The 14,021-nt window shown below is 72.2% G+C and carries 13 protein-coding genes; 7 read left to right on the top strand and 6 right to left on the bottom strand.

Annotated elements, in window-relative coordinates:
* Positions 1-61 precede the first annotated feature (61 nt).
* The 6 genes from QRN49_RS12960 to QRN49_RS12935 all read left to right on the top strand — a co-directional run bounded on the left by QRN49_RS12960 (position 62) and on the right by QRN49_RS12935 (position 7,284).
* Positions 62-1,003 (top strand): glycosyltransferase family 2 protein, encoded by a 942-nt coding sequence (locus tag QRN49_RS12960; RefSeq protein ID WP_071406435.1) that lies wholly within the window; start codon positions 62-64, stop codon positions 1,001-1,003.
* Positions 993-2,552, top strand: a complete 1,560-nt coding sequence (locus QRN49_RS12955; RefSeq protein ID WP_163342612.1) for an ArnT family glycosyltransferase — start codon at positions 993-995, stop codon at positions 2,550-2,552. Before QRN49_RS12960 ends, QRN49_RS12955 begins: the two co-directional genes overlap by 11 nt.
* Positions 2,549-4,105, top strand: a complete 1,557-nt coding sequence (locus tag QRN49_RS12950; RefSeq protein ID WP_284756306.1) for a glycosyltransferase family 39 protein — start codon at positions 2,549-2,551, stop codon at positions 4,103-4,105. Before QRN49_RS12955 ends, QRN49_RS12950 begins: the two co-directional genes overlap by 4 nt.
* Positions 4,102-5,088 (top strand): dTDP-glucose 4,6-dehydratase, encoded by a 987-nt coding sequence (rfbB, locus tag QRN49_RS12945; protein ID WP_071406432.1) that lies wholly within the window; start codon positions 4,102-4,104, stop codon positions 5,086-5,088. Before QRN49_RS12950 ends, rfbB begins: the two co-directional genes overlap by 4 nt.
* 11 nt (positions 5,089-5,099) lie before the next feature.
* Positions 5,100-5,951, top strand: coding sequence for a dTDP-4-dehydrorhamnose reductase (gene rfbD, locus QRN49_RS12940; protein ID WP_111088169.1), 852 nt, complete (start codon positions 5,100-5,102; stop codon positions 5,949-5,951).
* Positions 5,952-6,141: 190 nt separating this feature from the next.
* On the top strand, positions 6,142-7,284 hold the full coding sequence (locus QRN49_RS12935; RefSeq protein WP_194622819.1) for a glycosyltransferase family 4 protein: 1,143 nt from the start codon (positions 6,142-6,144) through the stop codon (positions 7,282-7,284).
* Between the two features lie 13 nt (positions 7,285-7,297).
* On the opposite strand, the gene QRN49_RS12930 is transcribed toward QRN49_RS12935, so the two are convergent.
* The 6 genes from QRN49_RS12930 to QRN49_RS12905 all read right to left on the bottom strand — a co-directional run bounded on the left by QRN49_RS12930 (position 7,298) and on the right by QRN49_RS12905 (position 13,416).
* Entirely contained in the window at positions 7,298-8,065 is a 768-nt protein-coding gene (locus QRN49_RS12930; RefSeq protein ID WP_284756298.1) for a glycoside hydrolase family 16 protein, read from the bottom strand.
* Positions 8,066-8,301: 236 nt separating this feature from the next.
* Complete coding sequence (locus QRN49_RS12925) at positions 8,302-8,574, bottom strand: hypothetical protein (protein ID WP_284756297.1); 273 nt, start codon at positions 8,572-8,574, stop codon at positions 8,302-8,304.
* 40 nt (positions 8,575-8,614) lie between these two features.
* The gene (gene purE / locus QRN49_RS12920) at positions 8,615-9,127 is read right to left on the bottom strand and encodes a 5-(carboxyamino)imidazole ribonucleotide mutase (RefSeq protein WP_284756295.1); all 513 of its coding nucleotides are present in this window, start codon (positions 9,125-9,127) and stop codon (positions 8,615-8,617) included.
* A 9-nt stretch (positions 9,128-9,136) separates the two neighbouring features.
* Positions 9,137-10,234 (bottom strand): glycosyltransferase family protein, encoded by a 1,098-nt coding sequence (locus QRN49_RS12915; protein ID WP_284756294.1) that lies wholly within the window; start codon positions 10,232-10,234, stop codon positions 9,137-9,139.
* 168 nt (positions 10,235-10,402) lie between these two features.
* Entirely contained in the window at positions 10,403-12,058 is a 1,656-nt protein-coding gene (locus QRN49_RS12910; protein WP_284756291.1) for a glycoside hydrolase family 6 protein, read from the bottom strand.
* A 221-nt stretch (positions 12,059-12,279) separates the two neighbouring features.
* A complete protein-coding gene (locus QRN49_RS12905) occupies positions 12,280-13,416 on the bottom strand; it encodes a 5-(carboxyamino)imidazole ribonucleotide synthase (RefSeq protein ID WP_111022330.1) in 1,137 nt (378 codons plus the stop codon).
* 113 nt (positions 13,417-13,529) lie between these two features.
* Between QRN49_RS12905 and QRN49_RS12900 the strand changes: the two genes are divergently transcribed.
* A complete protein-coding gene (locus QRN49_RS12900; RefSeq protein WP_284756289.1) occupies positions 13,530-14,018 on the top strand; it encodes a GtrA family protein in 489 nt (162 codons plus the stop codon).
* Positions 14,019-14,021: the final 3 nt, after the last annotated feature.

Here is a 14,021-nt window from a genome sequence, read left to right as displayed (position 1 = left end):
TCCTGGTTCTGTGCCCCGCGCCCCGCGCGCTGCGACTCCCGAAACGAGACCAAGCGAGCCCGTGAAGCTATTCGTCCAGATCCCCTGCCTCAACGAGGAGAACACCCTCGCCAGCGTCATCGACTCCATCCCGCGGGAGATCGACGGCATCGACGAGATCGAGATCCTCGTGATCAACGACGGCAGCACCGACCGCACCGTCGAGGTCGCCAAGGAGCACGGCGTCAAGCACTTCGTGCACCACACCACGAACATGGGCCTCGCCCGCTCGTTCCGTGACGGGGTCGACTACGCGCTGCTGCACGGTGCGGACATCGTCGTGAACACCGACGGGGACAACCAGTACCCGCAGGCACAGATCGCCGAGCTCGTGCAGCCGATCCTCCGGAAGGAAGCCGAGATCGTCATCGGCGACCGGCAGACGCGCACCATCGAGCACTTCTCCGGCTTCAAGAAGGTCATGCAGCGCTTCGGCTCGTGGGTCGCCAGCCGCGCTGCCGGGCTCGACCTGCCCGACGCGGCGAGCGGGTTCCGCGCGTACTCGAAGTACTCGCTCATCCGCCTGAACATCGTGACGCGCTTCAGCTACTGCATGGAGACCATCGTGCAGGCCGGCTACAAGCGCCTGGCGATCGCGTCGGTGCCGATCACGACGAACCCGAAGACCCGCGAGTCGCGGCTCTTCAACAACATCTTCCAGCACATGTTCGAGTCCGGCTCGGCGATCGCCCGCGTCTACCTGATGTACCGGCCCATGGCACTGTTCCTCTGGGTCGCCGCGGTGCTCGGTGCACTCGGACTCTGGCCGCTCATCCGCTACCTGGTGCTCCTGGCGATGCAGACGGGCGGCAACCACCTGCAGTCGATCATCCTCGGTGTCGTCCTGCTCATCACGGCGCTCCTGTCCATAGTCATCGGCGTCGTGGCCGATCTCACCCGCCTCAACCGCACGCTGGCCGAGGAGCAGCTCGACCTGCAGAAACTGCAGCGGTATGGCGACTGACACGGCCCCGGCCGTGTCGCGCTCCGACGTCCGACCCGCGGTCGGGCGGCGCGAGCGCATCCTCGTGATCGCGTTGACGGTGGCGTTCGCCGCCGTCCTCGCGGTCTGGGCCGTCGTCACCACGACGTACAAGGCCCCGGACGAGCCGACCCACGTCGACGCCGTGCTGCACCTGGCGATCGGTGACGGCTGGCCCGCGCCCGGGGCGATGCACTACCTCAACGCGGTGCACGACACCCAGATCAGCAACATGCGGCAGTCGACCGACGTGAACCAGACGTGGGGCGAGCTGCTCCGCGAGTTCCCGGGCGTGCACCCGACGAGCATCGACCAGATGTCGCAGCACCCCGCCACGTACTACGCCCTGGCCGCCGGGGTCCTGCAGCTGGTGCACTTCGAGGACCTCCGCTGGGACCTCGCCGTCATGGTGTTGCGACTGTTCGACGCCCTGCTCGTCCTGCCGCTGCCGTTCCTCGCGTGGGCGACCGTGCGTCGGCTGACCCGCTCACCACGGGCCGCCCTGGTCGGCGGTGCAGCGGTGTTCGCCCTGCCCGAGGTCGCTTCGATCGGCACCTCGGTCACGAACGACGCGCTCATGCTGCCGCTGGCCGGGGCGCTCGTGTACTTCGTGGTGCGGCTGCTCACCGGCGACCTGCGTGTGCGCACGACCATCTGGATCGGGCTGCTGCTCGGGGCGATGCTGCTCGTCAAGGGCACCGCACTGCCCGCGATCCCGTTCGTGGGCATCGCCGTGATGGCCGCCGGCTGCACCCGGGCGACCGTCTGGCGGAACGCGCTCCGGACGCTGTGGACCCTGGGGCTCGCCGCCGCCGTCGGTGGCTGGTGGTGGCTGCGCAACATCCTCGTGTACCGCGACATCCAGCCGGACGGCATGGCGGGCGCACGTCCGCCGATGCCGTTCCCGGCCGGCACCGCCGCCAGCCCCGAGGTGTTCCTCCGCGACTACTGGAACGGCGTCACCCGGACATTCTGGGGCAGCGTCGGTGGTCTCACCCAGTTCCAGCTCGCCCAGGTCCTGATCGACGGGCTGACCATCGCGTCGCTCGTCGGCATCGTCGTCTGGGGCTTCCGCCGCGGTCCGTCGCTCCGCCCGGCGATCGTGCTGGCGTCGTTCCCCGTGATCCTCATCGCCCTGCACCTGCAGAGCGGGTGGGGCGGGTACGTCCGGAGCACCATCGTCGCCGGCACCCAGGGGCGCTACTACTACCCCACGCTCATCGCCCTCATCGCCCTGAGCGCCCTCGCCTGGCGCCGGGTCACCGTGACGGCAGCCGGCACCACCCGGCTCGCCGTCGGGATGTCGATCGCGGCGATGGCCATCGCGCTGTACGGCGTCGTCTACGCGCTGCGGGCCTTCGGGCGCGACGCCGCCTTCTGGGTCGACGAGTTCGCGGTCGGCCGGTTCGACCGCTACGGCATGGTCCCCGCCGGCACGAACTTCACCCTCGTCGCCGTCGCCGCGGTCGCACTGACCGTCACCGCCGTGCTGCTCGTCCGGTTCATGCGCCGTCCGGAGGTGCCCGCGTGAGCGCCCCGCGACCGCTCGTCGGCCGGCACGAGTGGGTCCTGCTCGGCACCGTGACGCTGGCCTGGCTCGCGTTCCTGCTGATCTTCGCCCTGGTCACCCCGGCCTTCGGGACACCCGACGAGCCCGCGCACGTCGACGCCGCGTTCCGCCTCGCGCTCGGACTCGGCTGGCCGCACGGCGGCGAGATGCACTACCTCGCCGCCGTGCGCCAGATCGTCGAGCACCCGGCGCCGGCCGTCGACCGCCCCACGGTCGACGCGCTGCTGGCGGCCGTGCCCGGGGACTCCCCCGCGATCGACCCGATGTCCCAGAACCCGCCGACGTACTGGTTGGTGGCCGCCGGGATCCTGCGCGTCATCCGGTTCGGCTCCCACGACTGGGCGACGTCGGTGCTCGTGCTCCGCGTGTTCGACGTGCTGCTCGTCACCGCGCTGCCGGTCCTGGTCTGGGCGACGGTCCGTCGGGTGACCCGCTCGCCCCGCACCGCACTCGTCGCCCCGGTCCTGCTCTTCGCCGTCCCGCAGCTGGCGCAGGTCACCTCCGGCGTCACGGTGTGGGCACCGGTCGTCCTGCTCGGCGCCGTGCTCGTCTGGCTGAGCGCACGCGTGCTCACCGGCGACCGTTCGTGGTGGACCACCGCCGGGCTCGCCGTCGCCGTCACCGGACTGGCGGCCCTGAACGCGCTCGGGCTCCTGGCGATCCCGTTCGTCGTCCTCGTGTCCGCCCTGGCACCGGGCCGGACGTGGGGTCGCCGGGCCCTGCACGCCGGCGTGGTCGTCCTCGCTGCCGTCGCCGTGTCCGGCTGGTGGTGGGTGCGGACGCTGCTCGTGAGCGGGACGCTCCTGCCCGACGCCCTGCGCGCCGTCACGACCGTGCAGCCGTACCCGGCGGGCGGTGCGAACCCCGGGGCGTTCGCCGGGCGCCAGTGGGACGGCCTGACCGCCTCGTTCTTCGGCGCACTCGGTGCGAACCAGTGGCCGTTGCCGTCGATGGTCATCGACACGCTCGCGGTCGTCGGACTGGCCGTCATCGGGTGGTCGTACGCCCGCCGGGCTCCGGGCCGCCGGGTGACCACGATCCTGCTCGTCTGGCCGACGGTGGTCCTCGTCGCCACCCTCGCCTACAACTGGCGGAACTACCTCGGCACGCACCAGGGCAACGGGCTGCAGGGCCGGTTCCTGTTCGTCGCGGTCGTCGCGCTCGTGCTCGCCCAGGCGGTCGCGTGGCACGCCCTCGTCGTCCGTCCGGAGCTCCGCCGACGCCTGGCCCGGCTGGCGGTCGTCGGCTCGCTCGCGATCGGCACGTACGGCATCGGCCTGACCTACCGCGGCGGGTGGGAGAACACGCAGTTCCGCATCACGCCCGGCGGGATCTCCGCGATGGCCGGCGGCGCAGTCGCCGGGCCGTTCGCGATCCTGCTGGTGGCCATCGTGTTCGCGGCCGCCGCCGTCTCGACTGTCGTCCTGGTGTGGCGCACCTCCGCCGACCCCACCAGCGGCCCGCTAGAATCGCCGCCGACCCACGAACCGACCGTCAGGAAAGAGAACTCGTGAAGATCCTCGTCACCGGAGGAGCCGGCTTCATCGGCTCGAACTTCGTCCGCCGCACGCTGGAGGACGCGTACCCCGGCCTCGAGGGCGCCGAGGTCGTCGTCTACGACGCACTGACCTACTCCGGCAACGAAGCGAACCTCGCCCCGGTCGCCGACTCCCCCCGCTACACCTTCGTGCACGGCGACATCCGCGACGCCGCGAAGCTCGACGAGGTCGTCCCGACCGTCGACGCCATCGTGCACTTCGCCGCCGAGTCCCACGTCGACCGCTCGGTCCGCGACTCCGGCATCTTCGTCGAGACCAACGTCGTGGGCACCCAGCGCCTGCTCGACGCCGCGCTCCGCCACGGCACCGAACGCTTCGTGCACGTCTCCACCGACGAGGTCTACGGCTCCATCAGCGAGGGCTCGTGGGACGAGGAGCGCCCGCTCGAGCCGAACTCGCCGTACTCGGCGTCGAAGGCCGGCAGCGACCTGCTCGCCCGCAGCTACCACCGCACGCACGGGCTGAACCTCTCGATCACGCGCTGCTCGAACAACTACGGGCCGTACCACTTCCCCGAGAAGGTCATCCCGCTCTTCGTCACCAACCTCATCGACGACGTGCACGTGCCGCTGTACGGCGAGGGCAACAACATCCGCGACTGGCTGCACGTCGACGACCACACCCGTGGGATCGCGATGGTCCTGACCCGTGGCCGCGCCGGCGAGATCTACAACATCGGCGGCGGCACCGAGCTGACCAACAAGGAGCTCACGCAGCTGCTGCTCGACGCGACCGGCAAGGACTGGTCGTACGTCGACCGCGTCGCCGACCGTCTCGGCCACGACCTGCGCTACTCGGTCGACATCTCGAAGATCCAGGCCGAGCTCGGCTACGAGCCGCTCGTGCCGTTCGAGCAGGGCCTGGCCGACGTCGTGCAGTGGTACCGCGACAACCGCGCCTGGTGGGAGCCGCTCAAGCAGCGTGCGGCCCTGAGCTGAACCGGCACACCGTGACCAGGTACCTCATCACCGGCGCCGCCGGCATGCTCGGCCAGGACCTCCAGGCCGCACTCGCCGGCCGCGACGTCACCGCGCTGTCGCGGGCGGACCTCGACATCACCGACCCGGCCGCGGTGGACGCCGCCGTCGCCGGGCACGACGTCGTGATCAACTCGGCCGCCTACACGAAGGTCGACGACGCGGAAGACCACGAGGACGACGCCCACGCGGTCAACGCGACGGGGCCGAAGCTCCTGGCCGAGGCCGCGGTCCGCCACGGTGCGAAGCTCGTCACCGTGTCGACCGACTACGTCTTCGACGGCAACGGCACCGCGCCGTACGCCGAGGATGCGCCGACCGACCCGATCAACGCCTACGGCCGCACGAAGGCCGCCGGCGAGGCGTTCGTGCGCGCGATCGCCCCGGACACCTCGTACGTCGTCCGCACCGCGTGGATCTACGGCGCGCACGGGCCGAACTTCGCCGCGACGATGCTCCGGCTCGCGGGGTCGCACGACACCGTCAGCGTCGTCACCGACCAGGTCGGCCAGCCGACGTGGACGGGCGACCTCGCCGCGCGGATCGTCGAGCTCGTCGACGGGGACGCCCCCGCAGGCATCTACCACGGGACGAACGCCGGCCAGGGTTCCTGGTTCGACTTCACGCAGGCCATCTACCGCGAACTCGGGCTCGACCCGGAGCGCGTGCTGCCCACCGACAGCGCCGCCTTCGTCCGGCCGGCGCCGCGCCCGGCGTACAGCGTGCTCGGCCACGACGGCTGGTCGCGTGCCGGACTCGCGCCGATGCGCGACTGGCGCGACGCGTTGCACGCTGCGGTCGCGGCGGGTGCGCTGACGGCGTAGGCACGGCTCTCGACCGGGAGGCGCGGGTCGGGTTCCGCACACCGCGGACCCGACCCGCGCCTCCTGTCCGACCACCGACCGCGCCCAGGGGGCGCCGGGACCACCCTGGTAGTGTCGGGCAGCCGAGCGCGGGGCCGGCCCTCGGCCCCCTGACCACGGGTCCACGAACCACGACGAGGAGCACAGCACCATGACCACCCTCCACGTCATCGTCGACCAGATCGTCGCGCCCGTGCCGGGCGGCATCGGGCGCTACGCCGAGGAGCTCGCGCGACACCTCGTCGAGCACGCGCCGAGCGGCTGCGAGGTCGCGGGTGTGGTCTCCGCCGTCGGGTCCGACGAGATGGCGCACCTGCGGACGCTCCTGCCCGGACTGTCCGACCTGCAGCGACTGCCGCTGCCACGTCGTGAGCTGTCGCTCGCCTGGCAGGGCGGGTTCGTGGGCGGCATCGCGAAGGGCATGGTGCACGCGCCGAGCGTGCTCGCACCACTGGTCAAGCACGACCGTTTCCAGGACCCGGGCCGGCAGACCGTGGTGACCGTGCACGACGTGGTGCCGTGGACCAACCCCGAGACCCTCACGCCGCGCGGCGTCCACTTCCACAAGGCGATGGTGAAGCGGGCGTGGAAGCACGCCGACGCCGTCGTGGTGCCGACCCACGCCGTGGCGGGGGCGCTGAACGAGATCCACCGGTTCGACGACCGGCTCCGCGTGATCGGCGGTGCCCCGAGCGGTCGCCTCCGCCTGCCCGTCGACGCCGACCTGCGCGCCGAGCGCCTCGGCCTGCCCGACCGCTACGTGCTCGCGGTCGGCACGCTCGAGCCGCGCAAGGCCCTCGCGTCCCTGATCGAGGCGATGGCCCACCCGGACGCCCCCGCCGACGTGCCCCTCGTCATCTCCGGTCCGGACGGCTGGGGCGACGTCGACGTGTACGGCACCGCGGAGCGCGCGGGACTGTCGCGCGACCGGGTGAAGGTCCTCGGCCGCATCGACGACGCGGACCTCGCGGTGGTCTACGACCGTGCGACGGTGTTCGTGTTCCCCAGCCTCGCCGAGGGCTTCGGCCTGCCCGTGATCGAGGCGATGAGCTTCGGCACCCCGGTGATCCACTCCGACGACCCCGCCGTGGCCGAGGTCGCGTCGGACGCCGGCGTCACCGTCGCCCGGTCACCGCGGGAGTCCTACCCCGCACGGCTCGCACAGGCCGTCTACCAGGTCGTGAACGACCCGCAGCTCTCCAGCCGGCTGGCCGTGGCGGGGCCGGACCGCGCACGCATGTACGACTGGTCCGACTCCGCCGCGGAGACCTGGCAGCTGCACGCCGACCTCTGACGGCCGGAGCGCGTCAGCCCTTGTACGTGTAGGTGCTGACCCAGTCGATGTACAGGTGCCCCGGGTCGCCCCAGTCGCCCACCTGGAACATGTAGCGGTGTGCGGTCTTCGGCACGTCGTAGGTGATCGTCTTGATCACCTTGCCGTCGAGCCGGTACCGCACGGACTTCCCGGGGATCCACTCGATCGAGTACGTGTGCCACGAACGCCACGAGACGCCGGTGCTCAGGCTCGTCGCGTTGGCCTCCTGGCCCGCGATCATCGAGTGGTGGTGCAGCATCGGCTGCTGGTCGAAGTTGGCCTCCGGGTAGTCGATCTCCCCGTCGGCCCAACGGTCGGACGACGGCCAGAGCATGAAGGCCGCGCCGTTGCCGGCACCGCCCGTGGCCTTGGCGCGGACGATGAACTTGCCGCCCTTGTGGCCCCAGGCTCCCGTCGGCGTGCCGAAGGTGCCGGCGGCGCCGTGCTTGCCGTCGAGCTTGACGTCCATGTACCCGTTGTGCGAGCTGATCTGCGAGCCCGAGTAGTACATGCCGCCGGTCCCGTCCGGGTACGGCTGCCACGAGTTGGCGTACTTCTTGGCGAAGGCGCCCTTGGCGCCGGCCGCGGTGCTGAACTGCTCGCGGAAGGTCTGCTTGAAGTTCCCGACGTCGCCGAGCGGTGCCGAGCTGGCGGTCGCTGCGGTCCCCTGACCGAGCGGTCCGGCGACGAGTGCTGCTCCGAGGAGCACGACGGCGAGTGCGGCCCTCCTGGTGGTGCGCTTCTGCATGAGGTCGGTCACTCCCTGACGTGACTGTTCGCACCCGTTCCCGTGGATGCCGGACGCCGGATCTCGGCTACCCGGCGTTCACGGTAGTTGCTGTCCACAATCTGCGCCCGGGGGTTGACACGACAGAGCACCCCCAGTACACGGGGCTTGCGCGAGGATCTGCCGTCGGGCAAGAAGCCCTGGTCAGTGCGCGTGGCGTGGCATCGGCATCGTTCGGATCAGCTGCGCGCCGACGTCGCGTGGTGAGGTCAGGGCCGTGCGCGACGGCGCCGAGCGACCACGGCGAGCACGACGGTGGCCACCACGGCGAGGACGGCGACGACCGCTGCGGCCTCGGCGACGTGGAGTGCCGCGAACCACGAGTCGAACTGCGACTTCGTCGCCACGACGTCCTGGCCCGCGCCACGGAACCACCCCGCCACGGGGTTCACCGGTCCGGCCGCGCCCGCAGCGACCACGCAGACCACCGCGGCGACGACGCCGACCGCGGAGAGGACGAGGACGGGGACGGCACGGCGCATCCCGCTACCGTAGCGCGGCTCGGAACCCGCAGCGGCGGCCTCAGAGCGAGTCGCGGAGGCGCGCCGCCTTCTCCTCGACCAGGCGCTCGAGCCCGTCGGCGTACTCGGCCAGGCGAGCGGCGACGGCCGGCTCCGAGGAACCGATGATGCGCGCGGCCAGCAGACCGGCGTTGGCGGCACCGTTGATCGCCATCGTCGCGACCGGGATCCCCGCCGGCATCTGCACGATCGAGAGCAGCGAGTCGAGGCCGTCGAGACGCGCGAGCTGCACCGGGACACCGATCACCGGGAGCGTCGTCATCGAGGCCACCATGCCCGGCAGGTGTGCCGCGCCACCGGCCCCGGCGATGACGACCCGGATGCCACGAGCAGCGGCGCCGCGGGCGAAGCGGGTCATCTTGTCCGGCGTGCGGTGCGCCGACACGACGTCCGCCTCGAACGCGATGCCGAGTTCGGTGAGGATGTCCGCCGCGGCACGCATGGTCGGCCAGTCGGAGTCCGACCCCATGATGATCGAGACGAGCGGCTGTGCGGGTGCGGCGGTGTCGGTCACGCGACGAGCCTAGCCGAGCAGCACGCGTCGCCAGGTGTCGCCGTCACGGCCGATCGTGCGCTCCTCGGCGACCCAGCGGGCCGCCCCCTCATCCGCCCGGCCACGGTCGACGGCGGTCCGGACGGCATCCCGCCACGCCTGGACGTCGTCCGGCACGGCCACGGCCCCGTGGGCCCGTGCGACGGCGTAGGACGGACGGTCGGACACCACGGCGGGCAGCCCGAGCGCGGTGTACTCGAGGAACTTCAGGTCGCTCTTCGCGCGGTTGAACTCCTCGTCTCGGAGCGGTGCGACGCCCGCCCGCCAGCGCTCCCGGTGCGCCACGAGCCATCGGGAGAACGCCGGGTAGTGCCCGTCGGGGACCTCGACCCGGCGGAACCAGTCGGCACCGCCCTCCTCGGTCACCCCGATGACCTCGAGCCGGATCGGGGTGCCGTCGGCGGTGGTGAGGTCGGCGAAGACGTCACGCACGAGCTCGAGGTCCGCGGCGTGGGTGAGCGTGCCCATGTACAGCACCCGGTGCTCCCCCGCGGGCCGTTCGTCGTCGTCCGCGGTGGGGCCGGCAGTCCAGATCGTCGGGTCGAGGGCGTTCGGCACGACGACGACGTCCCGCGCCACCGGACGGACCACGTCGGCGAGTTCGGGCGTGCTCACGACGACGGTGTCGGCACCGCGCACCAGGGCGTCGATCGAGGCGAGCCGGTCGGGGTCGTACTCGGCGCGGGCCAGACGTGCGCGTCCGGACTCGGTGAAGAAGTCGTCGTCGACCTCGGCCACGACGCGGATGCCCCGGGAGGCGGCTGCCGCCAGGAAGGGCTGCACGTCGGCACGGGGAAGGATGTGCCGCTGCACCAGGAGTGCGGCGTAGGGCGCCTGGTCGGAGCCGTCGACGAACGCTGCCGGGTCCACCTGGCGCACCTCGGCGGTGCCGCTCGCGGCCAGGTGCTCGGTGCGGCGGACGACACGGACGTGTGCCGAGGCCGGGTGGGCGCCGCCACCGCCCGCGACGACGTACCCGAGGACGGGCAGGGGCGCCGGCTGTGGCGGGGCACCTGCGACGGCGCGGCGCAGGCGTCCGGCGGCCCGGCGGACGAGATCACGCGGCATGCGGCCATCCTCTCGCACCTGGCACCTGGCACCTCGCACCGTGCGAGGTCAGTCACGAACGGTGCGGGGTTCCGTGCGCGGTGCGAGCCGCAGCGCCTCCCACCGACGACGGAACCTCGCACCGCACGACGGACACCGCACGGCGAACGCCGCACGGAGAAGACCCCCTCAGCGCACAGTCACCGTCCGGCACGGCGACGCCCTGCGGTCCGCTCCGCTCCCGGTGTTGTGGACGATCGCGCAGACGGTGTGCTTGCCCACCGCAGCCCGGACGGTGCCCGCGAAGCCGTGCGACCCACCGGAGCCCCAGGTCGCGTCCACGTCGGCGCGCTTCCGACCGGCGTCCAGCGACGTCACCCGCTTGCCGTCGACGGTGATCGCCACCCGGCTCGCCGAGGCCACCGCGTCGCCGTCGAACGCCCAGCCGCGCACCGCGATGCCCCGGGTCACGGCCTTCGCGGACTCCAGTTCGGCGTACGGGTCGTGCCGGTAGGCGCGGACGGTCGAGCAGCCGAGCGGGGTGTCCGACCCCGCGCCGATGTTCACAGCGGTGACGCAGACGCGGCGAGCGCCGGCCGCGGTGGGCACCACGACGTCGAAGCCGTGGGTCGCGCCGACCCCGAAGCGCGTGTCGACGTCCGGCCGGTCGAGCCCGGCGGTGGTGACGCCGGCGGAGACGCCGTCGACGGTGGCACGGACCCGCACGGGCTGCGTGGGGTCGTCCTCGTCGTAGGCCCACCCGGACACGCGGACGCCGCCGCCGGCACCGGCGACGGCCTCGAGCGTGCCACGGGGGGTCAGGTCGGCGGCGGGCACACCCAGGCGTGCGTTCGCGACGAGGGCCTGGGCGTAGGTCGGGAACCACTTGCCGGCGGCCGGGGCCCCGTTGCAGGTGCCGTCGCTCGCGCCGGGGGTCTTCACCCACAGCAGGGCGTCGAGCGCCGTGCCGTCGGACACCACCCGGGGCGAGGTGCCGAGCCCGGCCCCCGGTCCGTTGCACCAGGTGCCGCGCCAACCCTGCCCGTTGCGTGAGGTGTCGATCACGTAGTGCGAGCCCCCGGTGGCGGCGGACACCTTCTGCGCGTACGCCTGCTCCTGGGCGGTCGGGTAGTAGTTCGCGACGTTCGTGAAGAACCCGCGGGCCTGCTGGACGCCCGCGCTGTTCAGCCGCGACGCCATCAGCGCGGGCTGCACCCAGTTCGAGTTGCCGGCGTCCAGGTAGGCGGGGACCCCGGCGGCGGTCAGCCCGGCGACGGTGCGGGACAGGATCCGGTAGCGCTGCTCGTCGAGCGCGGTGCTGCACTTGGCGTTGCTGAGCATCGCGAGCGAGTCCGGTTCGACGATGACGGCTGCACGGTGCCCGGCGAGCGCCGCGGTGACCTGGTCGACCCAGGCGTCGTAGGACCCCTCGTCGAAGCCGCCGGCGGAGTACCCGCCGCAGTCACGGTCGGGGATCGCGTAGAGCACGAACACGGGGGTGGTGCCGGACTGTTCGGCACCGGTGAGGGCGGTGCTGATGGTCTTGGTCAGCTGCGTCCCCTGACTCCAGTCGCCGAGCCAGGTCGCGACGGGGTACCCGGCGATCTTCGCCGCCGCAGCGGCCCCGGCCGGGTCGGTGGCGGCCAGGGCGGCCTGCGCCTTCGCGGCCTCGCTCGTCGGCGACCGGTACGGCCCGGCGCCGTAGAGCGACGCGGACGTGGCCGAGCGGATGGTCGAGGCCGAGGTCGCTGCGGACGCGGTCGCGGTCGGCAGCAGGCCGGCGACGGCTGCGACGAGGGCGATGGCTGCGCCGCAGACGGCGGCACGACGCGGACGGCGGCGCATGGGGGCTCCCGGACGGTGGGCACGGACTGTACCAGGGGAACATGCGCTCCCAGCCCCCGCCAGCCTCCCGAGCGGGTGCCACCCGAGGGGGTGTCCGCAGAGCGACCGACAAGTGTGTCCCGCACCCGTGACGGACGGGAGGCCCGTGGCGGCGTCGCCACGGGCCTCCCGTCCGTCATCCGGTCACGTCGAGGACGCGACCCGGTGTCGCGGACACCGTCTCAGTCGTCGAAGTGCGCCGCGGCCGCGCGGGCGCGGTAGACGACGTCGTCGACGTCGTCGCCGAGCACCGTGACGTGCCCGATCTTCCGGCCGGGCCGGGGTGCCTTGCCGTAGAAGTGGTACTTCGCCTCGGGGAAGGCCTCGAGCGCTGCGGGGTACCGGGCGGCGAGGTCGCCGTCCGCGGGTCCGCCGAGCACGTTCACCATGACGGACGCGGGGGCGAACGAGCCGGTGGCACCGAGCGGCAGGTCGAGGACGGCGCGCAGGTGCTGTTCGAACTGGCTCGTGGTGGCGCCGTCGATGGTCCAGTGCCCGGTGTTGTGCGGACGCATCGCAAGCTCGTTGATGAGGATGCGCTCGTCGTCGGTCTGGAACAGCTCGACCGCCAGCACACCGGTCACACCGAGCTCTTCCGCGATGCGGACGGCGATCGACTCGGTCAGGTCCGCGATCCGGCCGGCACTGTCCGGGGCCGGTGCGATGACCTCGGCGCAGACCCCGTCGCGCTGCACGGTCTCGACGAGTGGCCAGGCGACGACCTGCCCGGAGGGACGGCGTGCCACGGACTGCGCGAGCTCGCGGGTGAAGGGGACGAGCTCCTCGACCAGGAGGGCCTGGTCGCCGCCGGCCTCGGCCACGGCGATGAACCAGTCGTCGACGTCGGACGCGTCGGAGACGACCCGGACGCCCTTGCCGTCGTACCCGCCCCGCGGCGTCTTGACGACGGCACGGCCACCGTGGTCCGCCAGGAACGCCCGGAGGTCGTCGGGCCCCTGCACGGCGGCCCAGTCGGGCACCGGCAGCCCGAGTTCGCTCAGCCGGCGACGCATGGTGATCTTGTCCTGGGCGACGGCCAGCGCGTCCGGTCCGGGGTGGACCGACACGCCCGCGTCGACCAGGCTGCGCAGGACGTCCTGCGGCACGTGCTCGTGGTCGAAGGTCACGACGTCGACCTGTCGGGCGAACTCGAGCACCGTGGCGGCGTCGTGGTAATCGCCCTCGGCGGTGGCAGCGATCGCGGCGGACATGCCCGGCCCCTCGGCGAGCACCCGGATGTCGATCCCCAGTTCGACCGCGGCCGGCACCATCATCCGTGCCAGCTGTCCCCCACCGATGACCCCGACGCGCAACGCCATGCTGTGTGATCCTTCCGGCGCTCCCACCGTGCGGTGGGAACGCGTTGTCTACAATCGCTGTTCGGGTCGTGCTCTGCACGACCGGTCACAACTCTACGGATCCTGGAGGGCTCGTGCGGCGCCTCATCGCCCAGCTGGCACGCTTCGGCGTCGTCGGTGCCGTCGGCTTCGTCGTGGACACCACGGTGTTCAACGTGCTGCGCATCACCGTCCTGAACCCCGAGGACGTCCACTCGGGGCCGTTCTGGGCGAAGGTCATCTCCACCGTCGTGGCGATCTTCGTGAACTGGATGGGCAACCGGTACTGGACGTTCCGCGAGCAGCGTCGCGCCGTGGCCACCCGCGAGGGCATCGAGTTCGTCGTCGTGTCGCTCGGCGGCATGGTCATCGCACTCGCCTGCCTCGGGGTGTCGCACTACGCGATGGGGCTCACCTCGGTGCTCGCCGACAACGTCGCGAACATCATCGGGCTCGTGCTCGGCACGGTCTTCCGGTTCTGGCTCTACAAGGCCTGGGTCTACCACCCCGAGCGCACGGCCACGCAGCCGGCCGCCGCGGACGAGTCGGTGTCGGACGGCCCGCGGGTCCCCCACGACGTCTGACCT

Source organism: Curtobacterium sp. ME-Dv--P-122a (genome assembly GCF_030209645.1).
Taxonomy (GTDB): Bacteria; Actinomycetota; Actinomycetes; order Actinomycetales; family Microbacteriaceae; genus Curtobacterium; species Curtobacterium flaccumfaciens.
Note: the sequence above shows the minus strand (reverse complement) of the source record. Positions and strands in the feature narration are given on the sequence as shown.